Annotated in this window: 16 protein-coding genes; 8 read left to right on the top strand and 8 right to left on the bottom strand. The window is 72.0% G+C overall.

Features of this window, described 5'->3' with window-relative positions:
* Nucleotides 1-61 precede the first annotated feature (61 nt).
* Nucleotides 62-1,042 carry a threonine ammonia-lyase gene (locus tag ACWGKQ_RS35100; RefSeq protein WP_453296067.1) on the top strand — a complete coding sequence of 327 codons (981 nt, stop codon included), beginning with the start codon at nt 62-64 and terminating at the stop codon, nt 1,040-1,042.
* A gap of 3 nt (nt 1,043-1,045) precedes the next feature.
* On the opposite strand, the gene ACWGKQ_RS35095 is transcribed toward ACWGKQ_RS35100, so the two are convergent.
* From ACWGKQ_RS35095 to ACWGKQ_RS35075, 5 genes are all read right to left on the bottom strand, one after another.
* Nucleotides 1,046-1,432, bottom strand: a complete 387-nt coding sequence (locus tag ACWGKQ_RS35095) for a signal peptidase I (RefSeq protein WP_453296066.1) — start codon at nt 1,430-1,432, stop codon at nt 1,046-1,048.
* 37 nt (nt 1,433-1,469) lie between these two features.
* Complete coding sequence (locus tag ACWGKQ_RS35090) at nt 1,470-1,967, bottom strand: hypothetical protein (RefSeq protein WP_453296065.1); 498 nt, start codon at nt 1,965-1,967, stop codon at nt 1,470-1,472.
* 71 nt (nt 1,968-2,038) lie between these two features.
* Complete coding sequence (msrA, locus tag ACWGKQ_RS35085) at nt 2,039-2,551, bottom strand: peptide-methionine (S)-S-oxide reductase MsrA (RefSeq protein ID WP_453296064.1); 513 nt, start codon at nt 2,549-2,551, stop codon at nt 2,039-2,041.
* Nucleotides 2,552-2,714: 163 nt separating this feature from the next.
* Entirely contained in the window at nt 2,715-4,091 is a 1,377-nt protein-coding gene (locus tag ACWGKQ_RS35080; protein ID WP_453296063.1) for an APC family permease, read from the bottom strand.
* 33 nt (nt 4,092-4,124) lie between these two features.
* Complete coding sequence (locus ACWGKQ_RS35075; RefSeq protein ID WP_453296062.1) at nt 4,125-4,997, bottom strand: carbon-nitrogen hydrolase family protein; 873 nt, start codon at nt 4,995-4,997, stop codon at nt 4,125-4,127.
* A 79-nt stretch (nt 4,998-5,076) separates the two neighbouring features.
* Here ACWGKQ_RS35075 and ACWGKQ_RS35070 point away from each other — a divergent pair, with 79 nt between their 5' ends.
* From ACWGKQ_RS35070 to ACWGKQ_RS35060, 3 genes are all read left to right on the top strand, one after another.
* Nucleotides 5,077-5,835, top strand: coding sequence for a FadR/GntR family transcriptional regulator (locus ACWGKQ_RS35070; protein ID WP_453296061.1), 759 nt, complete (start codon nt 5,077-5,079; stop codon nt 5,833-5,835).
* 74 nt (nt 5,836-5,909) lie between these two features.
* A complete protein-coding gene (locus ACWGKQ_RS35065; protein WP_453296060.1) occupies nt 5,910-7,025 on the top strand; it encodes a serine hydrolase domain-containing protein in 1,116 nt (371 codons plus the stop codon).
* A 31-nt stretch (nt 7,026-7,056) separates the two neighbouring features.
* Complete coding sequence (locus ACWGKQ_RS35060) at nt 7,057-7,803, top strand: hypothetical protein (RefSeq protein WP_453296059.1); 747 nt, start codon at nt 7,057-7,059, stop codon at nt 7,801-7,803.
* Here ACWGKQ_RS35060 and ACWGKQ_RS35055 read toward each other — a convergent pair.
* Nucleotides 7,785-8,168 (bottom strand): VOC family protein, encoded by a 384-nt coding sequence (locus ACWGKQ_RS35055; RefSeq protein WP_453296058.1) that lies wholly within the window; start codon nt 8,166-8,168, stop codon nt 7,785-7,787. The genes ACWGKQ_RS35060 and ACWGKQ_RS35055 overlap by 19 nt on opposite strands.
* Nucleotides 8,169-8,259: 91 nt before the next feature.
* Here ACWGKQ_RS35055 and ACWGKQ_RS35050 point away from each other — a divergent pair, with 91 nt between their 5' ends.
* From ACWGKQ_RS35050 to ACWGKQ_RS35040, 3 genes are all read left to right on the top strand, one after another.
* Complete coding sequence (locus ACWGKQ_RS35050; protein WP_453296103.1) at nt 8,260-9,312, top strand: ABC transporter substrate-binding protein; 1,053 nt, start codon at nt 8,260-8,262, stop codon at nt 9,310-9,312.
* Nucleotides 9,313-10,305, top strand: coding sequence for a FecCD family ABC transporter permease (locus ACWGKQ_RS35045; RefSeq protein WP_453296057.1), 993 nt, complete (start codon nt 9,313-9,315; stop codon nt 10,303-10,305).
* Between the two features lie 113 nt (nt 10,306-10,418).
* The gene (locus ACWGKQ_RS35040) at nt 10,419-11,489 is read left to right on the top strand and encodes a FecCD family ABC transporter permease (protein ID WP_453296056.1); all 1,071 of its coding nucleotides are present in this window, start codon (nt 10,419-10,421) and stop codon (nt 11,487-11,489) included.
* Between the two features lies 1 nt (nt 11,490).
* Here the strand turns inward: ACWGKQ_RS35040 and ACWGKQ_RS35035 are convergent, their stop codons facing one another.
* Entirely contained in the window at nt 11,491-12,534 is a 1,044-nt protein-coding gene (locus tag ACWGKQ_RS35035) for an NAD(P)-dependent alcohol dehydrogenase (RefSeq protein ID WP_453296055.1), read from the bottom strand.
* Nucleotides 12,535-12,709: 175 nt separating this feature from the next.
* Between ACWGKQ_RS35035 and ACWGKQ_RS35030 the strand changes: the two genes are divergently transcribed.
* The gene (locus ACWGKQ_RS35030; RefSeq protein ID WP_453296054.1) at nt 12,710-13,663 is read left to right on the top strand and encodes a helix-turn-helix domain-containing protein; all 954 of its coding nucleotides are present in this window, start codon (nt 12,710-12,712) and stop codon (nt 13,661-13,663) included.
* A 108-nt stretch (nt 13,664-13,771) separates the two neighbouring features.
* Here the strand turns inward: ACWGKQ_RS35030 and ACWGKQ_RS35025 are convergent, their stop codons facing one another.
* Nucleotides 13,772-17,077 carry a S8 family peptidase gene (locus ACWGKQ_RS35025; protein WP_453296053.1) on the bottom strand — a complete coding sequence of 1,102 codons (3,306 nt, stop codon included), beginning with the start codon at nt 17,075-17,077 and terminating at the stop codon, nt 13,772-13,774.
* Between the last annotated feature and the right edge of the window lie 193 nt (nt 17,078-17,270).

The following is a 17,270-nucleotide window of genomic DNA, read 5'->3' as shown; positions in this document are numbered from 1 at the left end:
CTCCATTGACGCCCTGTCAGGAGAACCGGCGGCTCCGACCGACTCGCTACGCTCCTCTGTCATGCAGGAGACACGCCTCGACACCGCTCGGATCCGGGCCGCGCGCCGGGTGATCGACCCGGTCTTCCTCGGCACTCCGCTGTACCGCTGCGAGGCGCTGGAACCCGGCCTCGGGTGCGCCGTGAGCATCAAGCTCGAAACGGCGAACCCGGTCCGCAGTTTCAAGGCCCGCGGCACCGAGGTGGTCGCGAGCCTGCTCGCCGGGCGCGGGTCACCGGCCGTGGTGTGCGCGAGCTCGGGCAACCTCGGCCAGGCCCTCGCCTGGTCCGGTCGCGACCGGGGACTCGACGTGACCGTGGTGGCCTCCCGCTACGCGACCGCGGCCAAGCTGGACCGCATCCGGGCGCTGGGCGCCAGGCTGGAACTGGTGGACGGCGACCACGAGGCGGCCCGCGAGCGGGCGGCGGCCGTCGCACGGCACGACGGCATCCGGCTGGTCGAGGACAGCCTGGACATCGAGACCTGCGAGGGCGCGGCGACCATCGGCCTGGAACTGGTGGACGCCCAGCCGTCGTTCGACACCGTCCTGGTGGCTCTCGGCGGCGGCGCGCTGGCCACCGGCGTGGGTCATGTGCTGAAGGCGTTGGCGCCCGGGGTCGAGGTGGTCTGCGTCCAGCCGCTGGGCGCACCGGCGCTGACGCACTCCTGGCACCGGCGGCGCGTCGTCAGCACCGACTCGGCCGACACCATCGCCGACGCGGTCGCCGGCCGGCATCCCATCCCGGCCGTCCTGGACGACCTGCTCCTGGTCGCCGACGACGCCGTCCTGGTCCGGGAGGCGTCGATCGTCGCCGGTATGCGGATGCTGCTCGACCACGCCGGACTCGTCGTCGAACCGTCGGCGGCGCTCGGCATCGCGGCGATCCTGGAGGACCGCGACCGCTTCGCCGGCCGGCACGTGGTCACCGTCGTGTGCGGCGGCAACGTCGACATGGACGCCTATCAGCGCTGGGTCGGTGCGACTCCGCCGCCCCCGTCCTGACGCTCAGGCCGAGCCCTCCGCCCGGCCACCGGGTACCGCGTACCCGGGCACGGACGGCCATCGGACCGTCAGGACCACCGAGTCCTCCTCCGCGAACCACGAGTGGTCGACGCCGCGGCCCCATACGACGTAGTCACCCTGTTCCGCCAGCAGCACGCTGCGGCCGGGGAGTTCGACGCGGAAGCGGCCGCTGACGAGGATCAGGAGGGCCGTGCGTTCCTCGCCCTTCACCCACTGCGCGCGTTCGTCGCCGCGGGGGTGTACGCCCCACTTGATCTCCACGGCCTCGCTGTGGCGCGGATCGCCTGCGTCCTTGAAGTGCCCGAGAAGCCAGCCCCGGTCCAGAGGCGCGTCCTTGCCCGCATTTCCCACGTACACGCTGTCGTTCACAGGGGCGGACGCTAGCAGTCGCTCCGACGAGCAGCCGTCACGCCCCGTGGCGCTGCTCCCGGACGGCCTTCATGAGGTCCGCCACGGCGGACTGGGCCTCGCGGTCGCCCCCGTCGTCGATCGCTTCGAGCGCGGCGGCCGCGGCCTCGCGGATCTGATGGGGGAGCCCGTCGGCGGCGGTGAGGCGGTAGGCGGCCCGGCGGCGCGCCCTGCGCTCGGCGGCGTCCACCGCGTCGGGGCCGGACAGCGGGAAGGCGACCGCCCGGTACGCCGATATGCCGAGCACCACCATGTCCGCGATCCCGTCGGCGTATCCGAGGGCGGCGGCCCGGCCCCGGCCCTCCTCCACGGCCGCCGTGATCCGGCGGCGGGACAGGATCGTGCCGACCGCGCCGCCGCCTGCCAGGGAAAGTGCACAGGTGACGGCGAGGAACGGGCCGTCCCACGCGTAGCCGGTGAATCCTCCGAGGACCACGAGCGCGACGGTCCAGGCGGCCGCCGTCCGGGTGCTTATCTGCTCGGGTGTGGTGTCCATGACGACAGTGTCCCAGCGGGTGTCTTCCGTACCCGCGCGGGCTCCGCCTTTCGCCGGACCGCCGCCCGTGGTCAGCTCTTCGCGCGCGCCGGGAGCTTCCAGCCCGGGCGGGGGAAGTGGCAGGTGTAGCCGGCCGGGTAGCGCTCCAGGTAGTCCTGGTGCTCGGGCTCGGCCTCCCAGAAGGGGCCGACCGGCTCCACCTCGGTGACCACCTTGCCCGGCCACAGTCCGGAGGCGTCCACGTCCGCGATGGTGTCCTCGGCGATCCGCTTCTGCTCGTCGTCCGCGTAGTAGATCGCCGAGCGGTAGCTGAGGCCTATGTCGTTGCCCTGGCGGTTCCTGGTGGTCGGGTCGTGGATCTGGAAGAAGAACTCCAGGAGCGCCCGGTAGTCGGTCTTCGTGGGGTCGAAGAGGATCTCGATGGCCTCCGCGTGCGTGCCGTGGTTGCGGTACGTCGCGTTCGCCACGTCACCCCCGGTGTATCCCACCCGGGTCGCCGTCACGCCCGGCTGCTTGCGGATCAGGTCCTGCATTCCCCAGAAACATCCGCCCGCCAGCACGGCCCTCTGCGTCTGCGCAGTCATCGCGGCCCCTCCAATACTCGTCGGCCTGGTCACTCGGGCCACCCGGCTCGCACAACCACCGGCGTCCGAGGCCCACCCTCCACAACGCGCGAGGGTCCCCGTCGATTCCGTGCCCCGCGCCTGTTCGCAGGAGCGGGGCGCCGGAAGAGGCCCGCGGCCGGTGTCAGTGGGCCGGCTGCGGATCGGCCGCCGGGGCCGGGTCCTCGTCGAAGGTCATCTCCGGCGGGGCCTTGCGGAAGCCCCGGGTGAGGTAGGCGAGGTAGCAGACGCCGATGGCCAGCCAGATCAGGCCGAGGGTCCGGGCCTTGTCGTCGAGGTGGCACAGCAGCCACACGTCGACGATCGCGCCGACCGCCGGGAGCAGGACGTACGACCACACGGCGGGACGGCGGCCCGCACGGCGCTCCCGGACGTAGGTGGCGATGACGGACAGGTTGACGAAGGTGAAGGCGGTGAACGCGCCGAAGTTGATGAAGGACGTGGAGGTGGCGACGTTCAGGCGCAGCGCGATCAGGCCGACGGCACCGGCGAGGAGGATGTTGAAGGCGGGGGTGTGGTACTTGGGGTGGATGCTGCCGAAGACCTTCTTGGGCAGGACGGAGTCGCGGCCCATCGCGTAGAGCAGCCGTGAGGTGCTGGCCTGTGCCGCGATGCCGGAGGCGAACTGGGCGACGATCAGGCCGGCCAGGAACACGGAGGAGAACAGGTCGCCGCCGACCGCCTTGGCGATCTCGAACGCGGCGGAGCTGGAGTCGGTGAACGCGAACCCGGGGTGTGCCAGCTGGGTGGCGTAGGCGACGACGACGAAGATGCCGCCGCCGATCAGCGCGGTCAGCATGATGGCGCGGGGGATGGTGCGCTGCGGTTCGACGGTCTCCTCGGTCAGCGTGGTGACCGCGTCGAAGCCGAGGAAGGAGTACGCGGCGATGGCGGCGCCCGCGGAGATGCCCGCGAGGTCGGTCGCGTGGTTCGAGAACGGGGTGGCGCTGACGAGTCCGGCCGCTCCCTGGTGCTGGAAGACGTGGTGCAGGCAGAGCAGCGCGAAGATCGCGACGACCAGCACCTGGAAGACCATCAGCAGGTCGTTCACCCGCTCCGCGGTCTTGATGCCCCGGATGTTGAGCGCGGTGGTGACGACGATGAACGCGATGATCCACACCCAGAACGGCACCGAGGGGTACTCCGCCTGGAGATAGGCCCCGCCGATGAGCCAGATGACCATGGGCAGGAAGAAGTAGTCCAGCAGGGTGGCCCAGCCGACGAGGAAGCCGATCCGGGAGTCTATGGAGCGCCGCACGTAGGTGTAGGCGGACCCGGCGACGGGGTGGGCCGCGGCCATCTTCCCGTAGCTGTGCGCGGTGAAGAGCATGGCGACCAGGGCCAGCAGGTAGGCCGTCGGCACGGCGCCGTGGGTGCTGTCGGCGACGACGCCGTAGGTGCCCAGCACGATGATCGGGGCCATGTAGGCGAGCCCGAAGAGCACGACGGATCTGAGGGTCAGGCTGCGGGTGAGAGCGGGCGGGGCGGAGGGTGCGGACATGGCGTTCCTTGCGGGAGGAGGGGACGGAGCGGATCAGTTGCCGGCCGGCCGCCAGCGGCGGGGGTCCAGGCGGCCGTCGTAGAGCGGGAGGTCGAGGGGGGCGTCGGCCTCGGTGAACTGGTCCCACATGCGGTTGAGACCGGCCGTGCCGTAGGTCCGCACGCGGGTCACGTCGTCCAGGTCGAGGACGTCGGTCAGCACGGTGGGCGCGGAGTCGGGGGCCTGCACGCGGACGCGTCCCTCGGGGTCGACGACCAGGCTGCGTCCGGTGCCGACGGGGCCCGCGGTGTTCACGCTGACCACGTAGACCTGGTTGACGATGGCGTTGGCCCGGGCGAGGACGAGTTCCTGGGCGCGGTCCGCGGACGTGGTCATCACCGGGTTGACGATGACCTCGGCGCCCATCCAGGCCAGGTGCCTGGCCACCTCCGGGAACCAGGCGTCGTAGCAGATGGCGAAGCCGACCCGGCCGGTGTCCGGGAGGTCCAGGACGACGAAGCGGTCGCCGGGGGTGTACGGCTCGAAGGGCCGCCACGGGAAGATCTTGCGGTAGTGGGCGGCGAGCCGCCCCTCCGGGGAGAAGGCGAGCGCGGTGTTGAAGAGCTCGCCGCCCGGACCGCGCTCGCACACGGTGCCCGGGAACAGCCATACGCCCAGGTCGCCCGCGAGCTCGGCGAGCCGCCGCACCCGGGGGCCGTCGAGCGGCTCCGCCGCGGCCTGCAGTTCGCTCTCCGACTCGGCGGACGGGCCTTCGGTGCCGCACAGGTGCAGCTCCGGGTAGGCGACGAGGCGGGTCCGCGGGAAGCGCGCCAGCACTTCCCCGACGTCTTCGGTGAAGCCGGACAGCGGGTCCGTGGCCAGTCGGGGAGGGGCCTGGACCAGCGCGACGGGGAGGGGGCGGGACATGGCCAGGAAATTAACTCAATATGAGCCCTTATACAATGGTCTCATTATGAGCAGTTTTACGGACCGCTACATTGAGGGCATGACCGGCACCCCGAACGGATCCGCACCGGCGCACCCCGAGGGGACCGTCCTCGCCCTCAACTCGCCCAAGCTGAACGGGATTCGCCGGCTCACCGCGCTGGACACGGTGCGCGCCCGGATCGCCATGGCGGTCGACCTCGGGCTGCTCTCCCCCGGCGAGCGGCTGCCCCAGACCGACGCCATAGCCGAGGCGCTCGGCGTCGGGGAGATCACCGTGCGCCGCGCGCTCAGCACGCTGTGCGCGGACGGCGTCCTGGAGCGCAGACGGGGCCGCAACGGCGGCACCCTGGTCGCCGAGCAGCCCACCCGGGGGGTCGTCGACGCGGCCGAGGCGTACCACGGGCAGACCACCGAGGTGCACCGCCTGATCGACGAGCGGGTCGTCCTGGAGTGCGGGCTGGCCCATCTCGCGACCCGCACCGCGACCGCCGCGGCCCTGGACGAGCTCGACGTGCTGGTCGCGGCCATGGACCGGGCGGAGAGCTGGGCGGAGTTCCACTCCTGCGACGAGCGCTTCCACCTCGCCGTGGCCCACGCCACCGGCCTCGACGCGAGCGTGGCGGCCTACGAGACCGTGCTGCGCCGGCTCTACGCCTACTACCTCCCCTACCCCCTCACCGCCCTGCGCGAGTCCAACGCCGAGCACCGGGCCCTGGTGGCGGCGATCCGCGCGGGTGACGCGGCCCGGGCGGCCGACATCGCGCGCGGCCACGTGGAGACCCTGCACCGGACGATGTTCGTCGGCCTGATGGGCTAGACAGGGCCGGACATCCGATTGCCGGGCCGGATATTCGGTTGCCGGGGCGCGCTCGCGCGGGCTCAATGGCGTACATGGCCGACATCCATGGCTCGTACGACGAGCTGTTCACCGCCGTGCCCACCGCACTCGCCGGACTGATCGACGACGGCGACCTGGGCGGTGCCGTGGCCGTCTTCGTGGACGGGAAGCCCGTGGTGGACGTGTGGGCCGGATTCGCCGACGCCGGGCGGACCCGGGCGTGGGAGCGGGACACGATCGTCAACGTGTACTCCGTGACGAAGACGATGACCGCGCTGTGCGCGCTCGTCCTGATCGACCGGGGCAGGCTGGACCCGGACGCGCCGGTCGCCCGGTACTGGCCCGAGTTCGCCACGGCCGGCAAGCGGAACGTGCTGGTGCGGCACCTGCTGTCGCACACCGCCGGGCTGCCCGACTGGGAGGGGCCGGTCGAGGAGCTGTACGACTGGACGACCGCCACGACGCGGCTGGCCGGGCAGGCCCCGCAGTGGGAGCCGGGGACCGTGGCCGGGTACCACTCGCTCACCCAGGGGTTCCTGGTGGGCGAGGTGCTGCGCCGGATCACCGGGCGGAGCGTGGGCGAGTTCTTCGCCGCGGAGGTGGCCGGGCCGCTGGGCGCGGACTTCCATCTCGGCCTCGGCCCCGAGGACGACCCGCGGGTGGCGCTGACCGTGCCGCCGCCGGGCAAGGACGAGGACTACACGGCCGGCGCCGCTGCCCGCGACACGACCCCCACCGCCCCCACCACGGCGACCGCGCTCCGCGTCCGGGACGGCAACAGCATCGCCTGGCGCCGCGCGCAGATCCCCGCGGCGAGCGGCTACGGCAACGCCCGCTCGGTCGCCCTCGTCCAGTCGCTGCTCGCCTGCGGCGGAACCGTCGGCGGGGTGCGGGTGCTGTCCCCCGAGGGATGCGCGCGGGCGCGGGAGCCGCAGTTCGAGGGCGAGGACCGCGTCCTCGGCATGCCGGCCCGGTACGGCCTCGGCTACGGCCTCTTCGGCAACGCCCTCGGCTGGGGCGGCTGGGGCGGTGCGCTGGTCTGGGTCGACCCCGACGAGCGGCTGGCGATGGCGTACGTGACGAACCAGATGCGCGAACCCGCCACCGACCAACGGGGCATCGAGCTGGTCATGGCCGCCCAGGACGGTCTCAAGGGGCTGCGGGCCTGACCGGGGCCCGGGGCGCGGGAGGGATCTCTTCGTGGGTGGCGGGACTTCTCTGATCGGGGGCGGCTGGGAGGCGGCGGCCGAGGTGTACGGGCCGTTGCTGCGGGCCTCGGGCGGCGGCCGGATCGGGTGTGTGATCGTCGACGAGGGGGACGGCGAGGAGCAGTTCGCGCGGTACGCGGAGGCGTTGCGGAGCGCGGGGGCACAGGCGGCGGTGCCGCTGCTGGTGCCGCTCGGCGGACGGTTCGAACCCGGCCCGCCGGTGGACGGTGTGGACGGGCTGCTGGTGTGCGGCGGGCTCACGCCCGCGTACCAGGATGCGTTCGCGCGGTGCGCCGGGCGGCTGACCGGTCTGCTCGGCGAACGCGGCATCCCCTACGCCGGATTCTCCGCCGGTGCCGTGCTGGCCGCGCGGCGCGCCGTGGTCGGCGGCTGGCTGGCGGACGGTGTCCCGGTCTGCCCGCCGGACACCGCCGAGGATCTCGAAGAGGTCGAGGTGCGGCCGGGGCTCGGTCTGGTGCCCTTCGCGGTGGACGTGCACGCGGCCCAGTGGGGCACGCTGGGGCGGCTGGTCGCGGCGGTGTCGCGGGGGTCGGTGCCGTACGGAGTGGCGATCGACGAGAACACCGTGCTGGAGGTGACCGGCGCGACGGGCCGGGTCGGCGGGCGCGGACGCGTCCATGTCGTACGCCCTGCGGATACCGGCGACGCGGCGGGTGCGGTCGTACGGTCGTACGCGCCCGGTGAGTCCGTCCCGCTGGGTCAGCCGCCGCTGCCGTAGGGGCGGGTGAGGATCTCCAGGCGGTGGCCGTCGGGGTCGTCGAAGTAGGTGCCGCGGCCGCCGTCGTTGGTGTTGATCTCGCCGGCGCGGGTGTGGTGCGGGTCGGCCCAGTAGTTGAGGCCGGCCGTCCGGACGCGGGTGAAGATCTCGTCGAAGTCGTCCTCGGAGACCAGGAACGCGTAGTGCTGCGGCGGGATGTCCCCGGGGGTGTCCATGAAGTCGAGGGTGACGCCGTTCGGCAGCGCGACCGGGACGAACGGGCCGTAGTCCGGGCTGACTTGAAGGCCGAGGATGTCGGCGAGGAACCGGGCCGACGCGTGCTTGTCGTGTGCGGCGACGATGGTGTGGTTCAGGTTCACGGTCATCGTGGGACCTCCTCCTGTCCAACGTACTCCCGGCACCAGCTAAGGTAAGGCTCGCCTTAGTCATCGATCGGGAGAGGTCGTCGTGCGTGCGTTGAGGTTGAGGGCCGTCCTGGTGGCCGTGTCCGCCGTGTCCGTGGCCGGCGGTCTGCTGGCCGGCTGCTCGTCGTCCGGCGGTGACGACGGTGCCGGCAGCGCCCACGGCGACGGGACCGTGAACAAGGTCGCCGGCGCCTCCGAGGGCCCGTCCGCCGCGCCGAGCGCCCTCGCCGACGGAATGGGCTCCGACACCGACACCGACGGTGTCTTCCCGCGCACGGTCACCCACTTCGAGGGGAAGACCACCATCGAGGCCCGGCCGAAGAAGATCGCGGTGCTCAGCACCGGGCAGCTCGACGACCTGCTCACCCTCGGCGTCGTCCCGACCGCCGGCACCCGCGCCGAGAACGCCGGACTGGTCCCCGACTACCTCGCCGACGCCTTCCCGCAGTACAAGAAGCAGCTCGCCGCGATGACCGACGCGGGCACCCGCCAGTCCCCCAACCTGGAGTCGCTGGCCGCCGCCAAGCCCGACCTGATCCTGGTCAACGACTCGCTCGGCGACCTCTACCCCCAGCTGTCGAAGATCGCGCCCACCGTGGTCACCGCGGGCCAGGGCATCAACTGGAAGCGGGACCTGCTGCTGGTCGGGGACGCGGTCGGCGAAGGGCAGAAGGCGCAGGAACTGCTCGACGGCATCGTGGACAACGCCGAGGAGAGCGGGTCCGCGCTCGACGGCTCGGCCACCGTGTCCATGGTCCGCTTCACACCCGACCGCACCCGGATGTTCGGCGTCTCCTCCTTCACCGGCTCGATAGCCGTCGACATGGGCCTCTCCCGCCCCAAGTCGCAGCAGTTCAACGCCATTTCACAGGACATCAGCGCGGAGAAGGTCGACATCGCCGACGGTGACTGGATCTTCTACTCCGTGCAGGGCGACGCGGCGAAGACGGACGCGTCGACCGTGCTCGCCGGGCCACTGTGGAAGTCCCTGAAGGCGGTCGAGGCCGGGCACGCCGTGCAGGTCGACGACGACCCCTGGTACCTCAACGCCGGTCCCACGGCAGCGCGTCTGGTGGTACGCCAGCTCGCCGAGCACCTCCGGTAAGTGCGCCGCGCCCTCGTCTGGCCGACGGCCGCCCTCGCGGTGGCCGTCGTCGCCGTGCTCAGCCTCGCGGTCGGCACCCGTGCCGTACCGCCGGCCGCCGTGCTCGACGCCCTCCTGCACGGCGGTTCCTCCCCCGACGCGCTCGTCGTCCGCTCCCTGCGGCTGCCCCGCACCGAGGTCGGCCTCACCGCGGGCGCCGCGCTCGGCCTGGCCGGCGCCACGCTCCAGGCGGTCACCCGCAACCCGCTCGCCGACCCCGGCATCCTCGGCCTGAGCCAGGGGGCGGCGGCCGGGGTGGTGCTCGCCATCGTCCTCGGCGGCTCCGGGTACGGCTTCGGGGCCTACGTCTGGTACGCCTTCACCGGCGCCGTCCTCGCCGCGTGCCTGGTCTACGGCATCGCGGCACGGGGCCGGAGCGGGGCGTCCCCGGTGAAGCTGGCGCTGGCAGGCACGGCCCTCTCCGCCATGACCGCGGGCGCCACGACGGTCGTCCTCACCTCCAGCTCCGCCACCCTCGACCAGTTCCGGTTCTGGCAGGTGGGGGCGCTCAGCGGGCGGGACACGGGGACGGTGGTACGGATGCTGCCGTTCCTCGCGGCGGGCGCCGTGCTGGTGCTGTCCTGCGCCCGAGGCCTGGACGCGCTGGCCCTCGGCGACGAGACGGCCCGCTCGCTCGGACACCGGGTGCACGTCGTACGGGGCTGCGCGGCGCTGGGGGCGACCCTGCTGACCGCTGCCGCGGTGGCCGCAGCCGGGCCGATCGCGTTCGTGGGGCTGGTGGTGCCGCACGTGGCGCGACGCCTGGTCAGGGGCGGCGGGTACGGGCGGCTGCTGCCGCTGTCGGCGCTGCTGGGGGCGGGGTTGCTGGTCGCCGCCGATGTGCTGGGGCGGGTGGTGCGGGCTCCTGCGGAGGTGCCGGCCGGGGTGATGACGGCGTTGGTGGGGGTGCCGGTGCTGGTGGCCCTGGTACGGAGGAAAGGTGCCGTGACATGAGGCGCACCCGGGGCTGGGGCCGGGGGCGGGGGGTTTCGCTTACCGGCGCCGACAGGGTGCCGCTGCGCCCACCCGTGCCGCCCTGCGGCACGCCTGCCCGCAGCTGGGTAGCTGTGAAACGCCCCTTCAGGGGCGCGGGGAACTGCGCGAGGAACCCCCACCGGCCCGCAGTCGTAGTACTACGGCCCCACCCCCGCCTCTCCCTCGTCCTCCACCGGCGTTCGATCCTCGTCGCCCTCGCCCTTCTCGGCCTCCTCGCCGTCGCCATGACCGCCTCCGCCTCCCTCGGCCAGACCTACATCCCCCCGGCCGACGTCTGGCGCACCCTCCGCGGCGAGCCGACCCCGTACGACCTCGTCGTCAACACGCTGCGCGTCCCCCGGATCGTGCTCGGGGCCCTCGTCGGCGGCTCGCTCGGGCTCGCCGGGGCGCTGGTGCAGACGGTCACGCGGAACCCGCTGGCCAGCCCGGACGTCATCGGCGTCGGGCACGGCGCCGCCGCCGCGACCGTGCTCGCGCTGGCCACCGGCGCCGTGGCGTCGCCCTCCGCGATGCCCGCCGTGTCCGTGGCCGGCGGCCTCGGCGCCGCCGCCCTCGTGTACGTACTCGCCTGGCGCCACGGCATGCAGCCCAGCCGCTTCGTGCTGACCGGCGTCGGGATCGGCGTCGCCCTGTCCGCCGTCGTCCAGCTGTATCTCACCGACAGCGAGCTGGACGCGGCCGAACAGGTCAAGCTGTGGCTGACCGGGAGCCTGAACGGGCGGGGGTGGGAGCAGGCCGGGCCGCTCGCCGTCGTCCTCGTCCTCGCCCTGCCGGGGCTGGTGTGGGCGGCCCGGGCGGCGCGGCCGCTCGGGCTCGACCCCGACACCGCCGCCGCCCTCGGCCTCCGGGTGGACCGGGCCCGGCTCGGTCTCACCGCCCTCGGCGTCGTGCTCGCCGCCACCGCGACCGGTGCCGCCGGGCCGATCGGGTTCGTCGCGCTGACCGCGCCGCAGCTGGCCAGGCGGCTCACCCGCACCCCCCAGCTGCCGCTGGTCTGCTCGGCGCTGACGGGCGCGGTCGTGCTGGTGACCGCCGACCTGGTGGCCCGCACCCTGGTGCCTCCGCTGGAGATCCCGGTCGGTGCGCTGACCTCCCTGGTCGGCGGCCCCTATCTGCTGTATCTGCTCGGCAGGCGGAAGTGACTCAGATCGTCGCCGTGTCGATCACGAAGCGGTAGCGGACGTCGCTGTTGACGACCCGGTCGTACGCCTCGTTGATCTGGTCGGCGCTGATCAGTTCGATCTCGGCGCCCAGGTGGTGCTCGGCGCAGAAGTCGAGCATCTCCTGGGTCTCCGGGATACCGCCGATGCCGGAGCTGCTCAGGCTGCGGCGGTTGCCGAAGACGGAGGAGAGCAGGATGTGCACCGGCTCCTCCGGGATGCCCACGTTCACCATGGCGCCGTCGGTCCTCAGGAGCGACAGGTAGGCGTCGAAGTCGAGCGGGGCGGACACCGTGTTGAGGATGATGTCGAAGGTGCCCTTGAGATCGGCGAAGGTCTGCGGGTCGCTGGTCGCGCGGTAGTGCGTGGCGCCCAGCTTCAGGCCGTCGTCCTTCTTGCGGAGGGACTGGGACAGGACGGTGACCTCCGCGCCCAGGGCGGCGGCGATCTTCACGCCCATGTGGCCCAGGCCGCCGAGGCCGACGACCGCGACCTTCTTGCCGGGACCGGCGTTCCAGTGCTTGAGCGGGGAGTACGTGGTGATGCCGGCGCAGAGCAGGGGGGCCGCCACGTCGAGGGAGAGGCCGTCGGGGATGCGGACGACGTAGTTCTCGTCGACGACGATCTTGTGCGAGTAGCCCCCGTAGGTGGGCTGCCCGTCCTTGCCGACGGCGTTGTACGTCCAGGTCGGGCCGCCGCCGGTGCAGTACTGCTGGAGACCGGCCTTGCAGTTGTCGCACTCACGGCAGGAGTCGACCATGCAGCCGACGCCCACCCGGTCCCCCACCGCGTACTTCGTGACACCCGGGCCGACCTCCGAGACGACGCCCGCGATCTCGTGACCGGGCACCATCGGGAAGATCGCCGTACCCCAGCCCTCGCGGGCCTGGTGGATGTCGGAGTGGCAGATACCGGCGAACTCGATGTCGATGAGGACGTCGAACTCGCCGACCGCGCGCCGCTCGATCGTGGTCCGCTCCAGCGGGGCCTTCGCGGCGGGCGCGGCGTAAGCAGCAACAGTGGTCATGAGGGGGGTTCTCCTAGGGGTGTCCTTCGCGCCCGGTTGCCTTCTTCCGTCCCGGGCGCCTTTCCAGACTCCTCCACGCTACGTCCGTCACCCAGCCCCCGCCTCTGCGTACGTCTGCCGTGCCTACCACCGGCGGGGTCAGGATCCTGTGCGTACGACCGTGAATACTGGATGTATGGAAGACCAGCCCCTGCCCGCCACCGCCGCCTCCCCCTCCGCCCCTTCCTCCGCCTCCCCGTCCCTGGACCGGCGTGCCGAGCTCAGCGAGTTCCTGCGCACCCGGCGGGCCCGGCTGCGCCCCCTGGACGTGGGGCTGCCGGACTTCGGGCGGCACCGCAGGGTGCCGGGGCTGCGGCGCGAGGAGCTGGCGCAGCTGGCCGGGGTGTCGGTGGCGTACTACACGCGCCTGGAGCAGGGCAACGGGCGGAACGTGTCGGCGGAGGTGCTGGACTCGATCGCCCGCGCGCTGCGGCTGACCGACGCCGAGCACGCGCATCTGATGCATCTCGCCAAGGGCAAGCAGCACAAGAAGAAGGCGTCGGCGCGGCCGCAGCAGGTGCGGGCGTCGCTGGGCCAGCTGCTGGAGTCACTGGAGAGCGTGCCTGCGTACATCGTGGGGCGGCGCTCGGAGATCCTGGCGTGGAACCGGATGGCGGCAGCCGTCTTCGGTGACTGGGCGGAGCTGCCGGTGGCGGAGCGCAACTGGGCCCGGCTGACGTTCCTGCGGCCCGACTACCGCGAGCTCTTCGTCGACTGGGAGCAGAAGGCGATCGACATCGTCTGCCAGCTGCGGATGGACGCGGGCTGCTATCCGGACGACACCCGGCTCTCCGCGCTGGTCGGGGAACTCTCCGTGAAGAGCGAGGAGTTCCGCCGGCTGTGGGCGACCCACGACGTCAAGGAGAAGTCGTACGGGATGAAGCGGATGCACCACCCGCTGGTGGGCGAGCTGTCCCTGAACTACGAGTCGTTCCGGATGCCAGGTGACCAGGACCAGGCCCTGGTCACCTACCACGCGGAACCGGGCTCGGCGTCGGCCGAGGCGCTGCGCCTGCTGGCCAGCTGGGGCACGGACGCGACCCGGATCACCCCGGCACCCCTGAGCGACGGCCCTGACCGACGGCCCTGACCCGGCGGCCCTGATCGGCGGCCCTGATCGACGGCATGGAGAACGGCCCGCCGGAAGCCGCGCTTCCGACGGGCCGCTCGCTGGGGTGCTACTCGGCGACCGGCGCCCTCACTTGGCGTAGTACGCGTTGTAGATCGAGATCGTCGACTTGTTGCCCTTCTTGTCGGCGATCTTGGCGTGGAACGAGATGGCCTTGCCCTTGGCCGGGTTCTTGACGGTGATCCTGCCGTGGCTGACCGTCAGCTTCTTCCAGGTCTGGCCGTAGTCGTACGACACCCAGACCCCGAGGGACTGCAGGTTGCGGCCGGCGGCCGCGCCCTCGACGGTGACCGGGAAGGTGACCTTCTTGCCCGCCTCGACGCGGCTGTCCGGGCCGGTGGCGGCGCCGAAGTGGACGGTGGAGGCCGGGAGCTGGGCCAGCACGGTGTTGCTGCCCGGCTTCTTCGAGTGGAAGGTCCAGCTCGCGTCGATCCGGGTGGAGGCGGCGGCGACCTTGACCGAGCGGATGACCGAGGTGGTCAGCTTGTACTCGGCGTTCGCGGACGGCACCGTGAACACGCCGTCGCCGAACAGCGGGTCCTGGTTGGAGCCCACCTTGGTGCCGTTGCGGTACAGGGTGGTGTTCACCGACAGGAAGTCGGAGGATCCGGCGTGCCGGGCGCTGTCGGAGAACAGCGGGACCACGCCGAAGATCTGGTTGCCGTTCCGGAACAGGCCGTACTCGCTGCTCAGGTGCGGGCCGAAGACGGCCCTGTTGAAGGTGTTGCGGTAGGTCTGGCCGGCCTTGTACGTCTTCGGGTCGCCCAGCGTGTAGAAGGCGTCGGCGATCGGCAGGCCCTGGGCGTCGTGACCGGAGTACTGCGTGACGTCGAAGGCCCACTGGGCTCCGTCCACGGTGGAGATGTGGAAGGTGCGGGTGACGGGCAGCTTCTGCTCCACCGCGTCGCCCATCACGAAGTCCTCGCCGACCACGCCCCACGGGGCGATCGCACCCGTCTTGTTGGGGGCGGAGGCGCCCACGGCGTTCGTGACCGTGGCGAGCTCACTGGTCTTGAAGTGCCGGACCTTGTCGCCCTGGACCTTCTTGACCTGGGCGCTGGTGGCGACGTCGTACTCCTCGCCGGCACCCTTGGTGAACTGGCCGCTCCAGGTCTGGGTCAGACCGCTGACCTCGCCGCCCAGCGGTGCGATCCGGATCTTGTCGAAGGTGTCGAAGCCGACCCCGAACCCGATGCCGGCCGGGTCGTACATGTAGTCGACGGTCGCCGAGTGCGGGGTGGCCTGCGCGTCCGGCACCGTGATGTCGGCGGACTTGGTGGTGCGGGCGTCGATGGTGAGCGTGAGGTCCTTGGTGACGCTCAGCTTCGGGTTGACCAGCCAGTCGAGACCGCCGTCGAAGGTGGTGAAGTCCTTGGCGATCCAGGCGTCGAGCAGGTAGGTGCCCTTGGGTACCCGGATCGTGGCGGTCCCGGAGTTGTCGGCCGGCACGAGGTAGTCGCGGCCGTTGCCGAGACCCGAGTAGGCCGTGAGGTCGGTGTTGTAGACACCGGTCGGGTTGCCGTCGCGTCCGATGTGCTTGACCGTGACGTTGTACGACTGCACCTCGCGCTGGACCGCGGCCGCCGTGCGGACGCTCTGGCCGCCGCCGGTCGCCGTCACGTACGCCGAGTAGGCGCCGTCGAGGGTGCCGCCCAGCTTGGTGTCGACGGTGAGGCCGACGGAGGCCTTGCCGCCCGCCGGGACGGTCACCTTGGCCGCGCCGAGCTTGAAGAAGCCGGCCGGGGCCGCCGCGCCCTTGGGGTCGGTGGCGGTCGCCGCGAGGCTGAGGGTGACGTCCTTGGTGCCGAGGTTGCGGTAGGTCAGCTGCTTGGTGACCGGGGTGTCGTCGGTGTGCGGCCACTGCTGGACGCCGAAGTTCACCGACACCGGGTCGGCGACCACGGTCTGCTTGATGGCCTTGTCGACGGCTATCCGGCCCGAACCCTGCTCGAACGGCGTGTACTTGCCGCCCTTCGCGGAGCCGGTCAGGGCCGCCTTCAGCTCCTGGAAGCCCCAGTCGGGGTGCTCCTGCTTGAGGATCGCCGCGGCGCCCGCGACATGCGGGGTCGCCATCGAGGTACCGGAGATGGTCAGGTAGCCGGGCGGGTTCTCGCCGACCTCCTGGTCGATGACGCTGCCCTTGGCCGCGGCCGCGGTGATGTCCACGCCGGGGGCGGTGACGTCCGGCTTGATGGAGCCGTCGGCGGCGGGGCCGGTGGAGGAGAAGTCGGCGAGCTTGTCCTTGCCGTCGACGGCGCCGACGGTGAGCGCGTCGGCCGCGCTGCCCGGCGAACCGATCGACTCGGGGCCCTCGTTGCCCGCGGCGATCGCGAACAGGATGCCCTTCTGCTCGGAGAGCTTGTTGACCTCGGCTTCCAGCGGGTCGATCTCCGGGGTGTCGAAGCCGCCCAGGCTGAGGTTGACGACGGAGGCGCCCTCGGCCGCCGCCCACTCCATGCCGGCCAGGATGCCGGAGTCGTCACCGGAGCCGGTGTCGTCCAGGACCTTGCCGTTGAGGATCTTCGCGCCGGGCGCGACACCCGTGTACTTGCCGTGCGACTTGGCGCCGGTGCCGGCCGCGATGGAGGCGACGTGCGTGCCGTGGCCGAAGTGGTCCGAGGCGTCGGCGGCCGTGCTGAAGTTCTTGGACTCGATCACCTGGTCCTTGAGGTCCGGGTGGGTGGTGTCGACACCGGTGTCCAGTACGGCGATCTTGACGCCCTTGCCGGTGTAGCCGGCCTTCCACGCGGCGGGCGCGCCGATCTGCGGCACGGACTTGTCCAGGCTGGCCTTGCGGACGCCGTCGAGCCAGACGTGCGCGATGCCGGCGGCGGCCCTGTCCCCGTTGGTGACCGCGTCCCAGAGCTCGGGCGTGTCCTTGACCGGGGTCTGCACGGCGTCGGCGTTGAGCGCCTTGAGGCTGTGCCGCAGGGTGCCCGCGTCCCGCACGTCGGCCTTGGTGGCCGTGGCGGCACCGCTGTACCCGACGATGACCTTCAGGCCGTGCTGCTGCGCCTTGCGGGTCGCGGCCTGGTTCAACTCGGTGACGTCGAACAGCCGTTGGTCCAGCTTGCCGGAGGCCACCAGCTGGACGGCGTCACCGGGGACGACGAGGGTGTGCCCGCCGGCCTTGCTGATCCGGAAGGGTATGTGCTGGCGCCCCTTCGCCCGCTCCAGGCCGACGACGCGGCCCTTGGCGTCGAGGGCGACCCGGTCGCCGGTGATCAGGGTGACGTGGTGCTTGGCGGTGAGCGAAGACGCGGCCGCGGCCGGGGCGGCGCTCTGTTCCGGCTTCGCCGAAGCCGGGCTGGTCATGCCCGCGGCGAGCGCGACGGCCGCCGCCGTGGCCACCGTGGCCGCAGCGGCTCTTTTCACTTGTCTGCGCAAGACTCCCCCAGGAGACGGTGTACCGGGTGAATTCCCCGTTCACCCGGCCGGGGGCAGTCTCGTACGCACATACGTCAACCCCCCGGAATACGGAGTATGCCGGGGGGTGATCAGCGGGCTCAATAGATGAGAGACCGGTAAGAAGAGTGCGGGACAACTGTTACGCGCCGGGGTGAACACC

It is taken from the genome of Streptomyces sp. NPDC054770 (genome assembly GCF_053611985.1).
Note: the sequence above shows the minus strand (reverse complement) of the source record. Positions and strands in the feature narration are given on the sequence as shown.

Bases quoted from the DNA above. Each gene is read 5' to 3' on its own strand.
- ACWGKQ_RS35090 (WP_453296065.1), bottom strand. From the start codon at position 1,967: ATGGACACCACACCCGAGCAGATAAGCACCCGGACGGCGGCCGCCTGG.
- ACWGKQ_RS35075 (WP_453296062.1), bottom strand. From the start codon at position 4,997: ATGTCCCGCCCCCTCCCCGTCGCGCTGGTCCAGGCCCCTCCCCGACTG.
- msrA (WP_453296064.1), bottom strand. From the start codon at position 2,551: ATGACTGCGCAGACGCAGAGGGCCGTGCTGGCGGGCGGATGTTTCTGG.
- ACWGKQ_RS35030 (WP_453296054.1), top strand. From the start codon at position 12,710: ATGGAAGACCAGCCCCTGCCCGCCACCGCCGCCTCCCCCTCCGCCCCT.
- ACWGKQ_RS35055 (WP_453296058.1), bottom strand. From the start codon at position 8,168: ATGACCGTGAACCTGAACCACACCATCGTCGCCGCACACGACAAGCAC.
- ACWGKQ_RS35100 (WP_453296067.1), top strand. From the start codon at position 62: ATGCAGGAGACACGCCTCGACACCGCTCGGATCCGGGCCGCGCGCCGG.
- ACWGKQ_RS35070 (WP_453296061.1), top strand. From the start codon at position 5,077: ATGACCGGCACCCCGAACGGATCCGCACCGGCGCACCCCGAGGGGACC.
- ACWGKQ_RS35065 (WP_453296060.1), top strand. From the start codon at position 5,910: ATGGCCGACATCCATGGCTCGTACGACGAGCTGTTCACCGCCGTGCCC.
- ACWGKQ_RS35080 (WP_453296063.1), bottom strand. From the start codon at position 4,091: ATGTCCGCACCCTCCGCCCCGCCCGCTCTCACCCGCAGCCTGACCCTC.
- ACWGKQ_RS35035 (WP_453296055.1), bottom strand. From the start codon at position 12,534: ATGACCACTGTTGCTGCTTACGCCGCGCCCGCCGCGAAGGCCCCGCTG.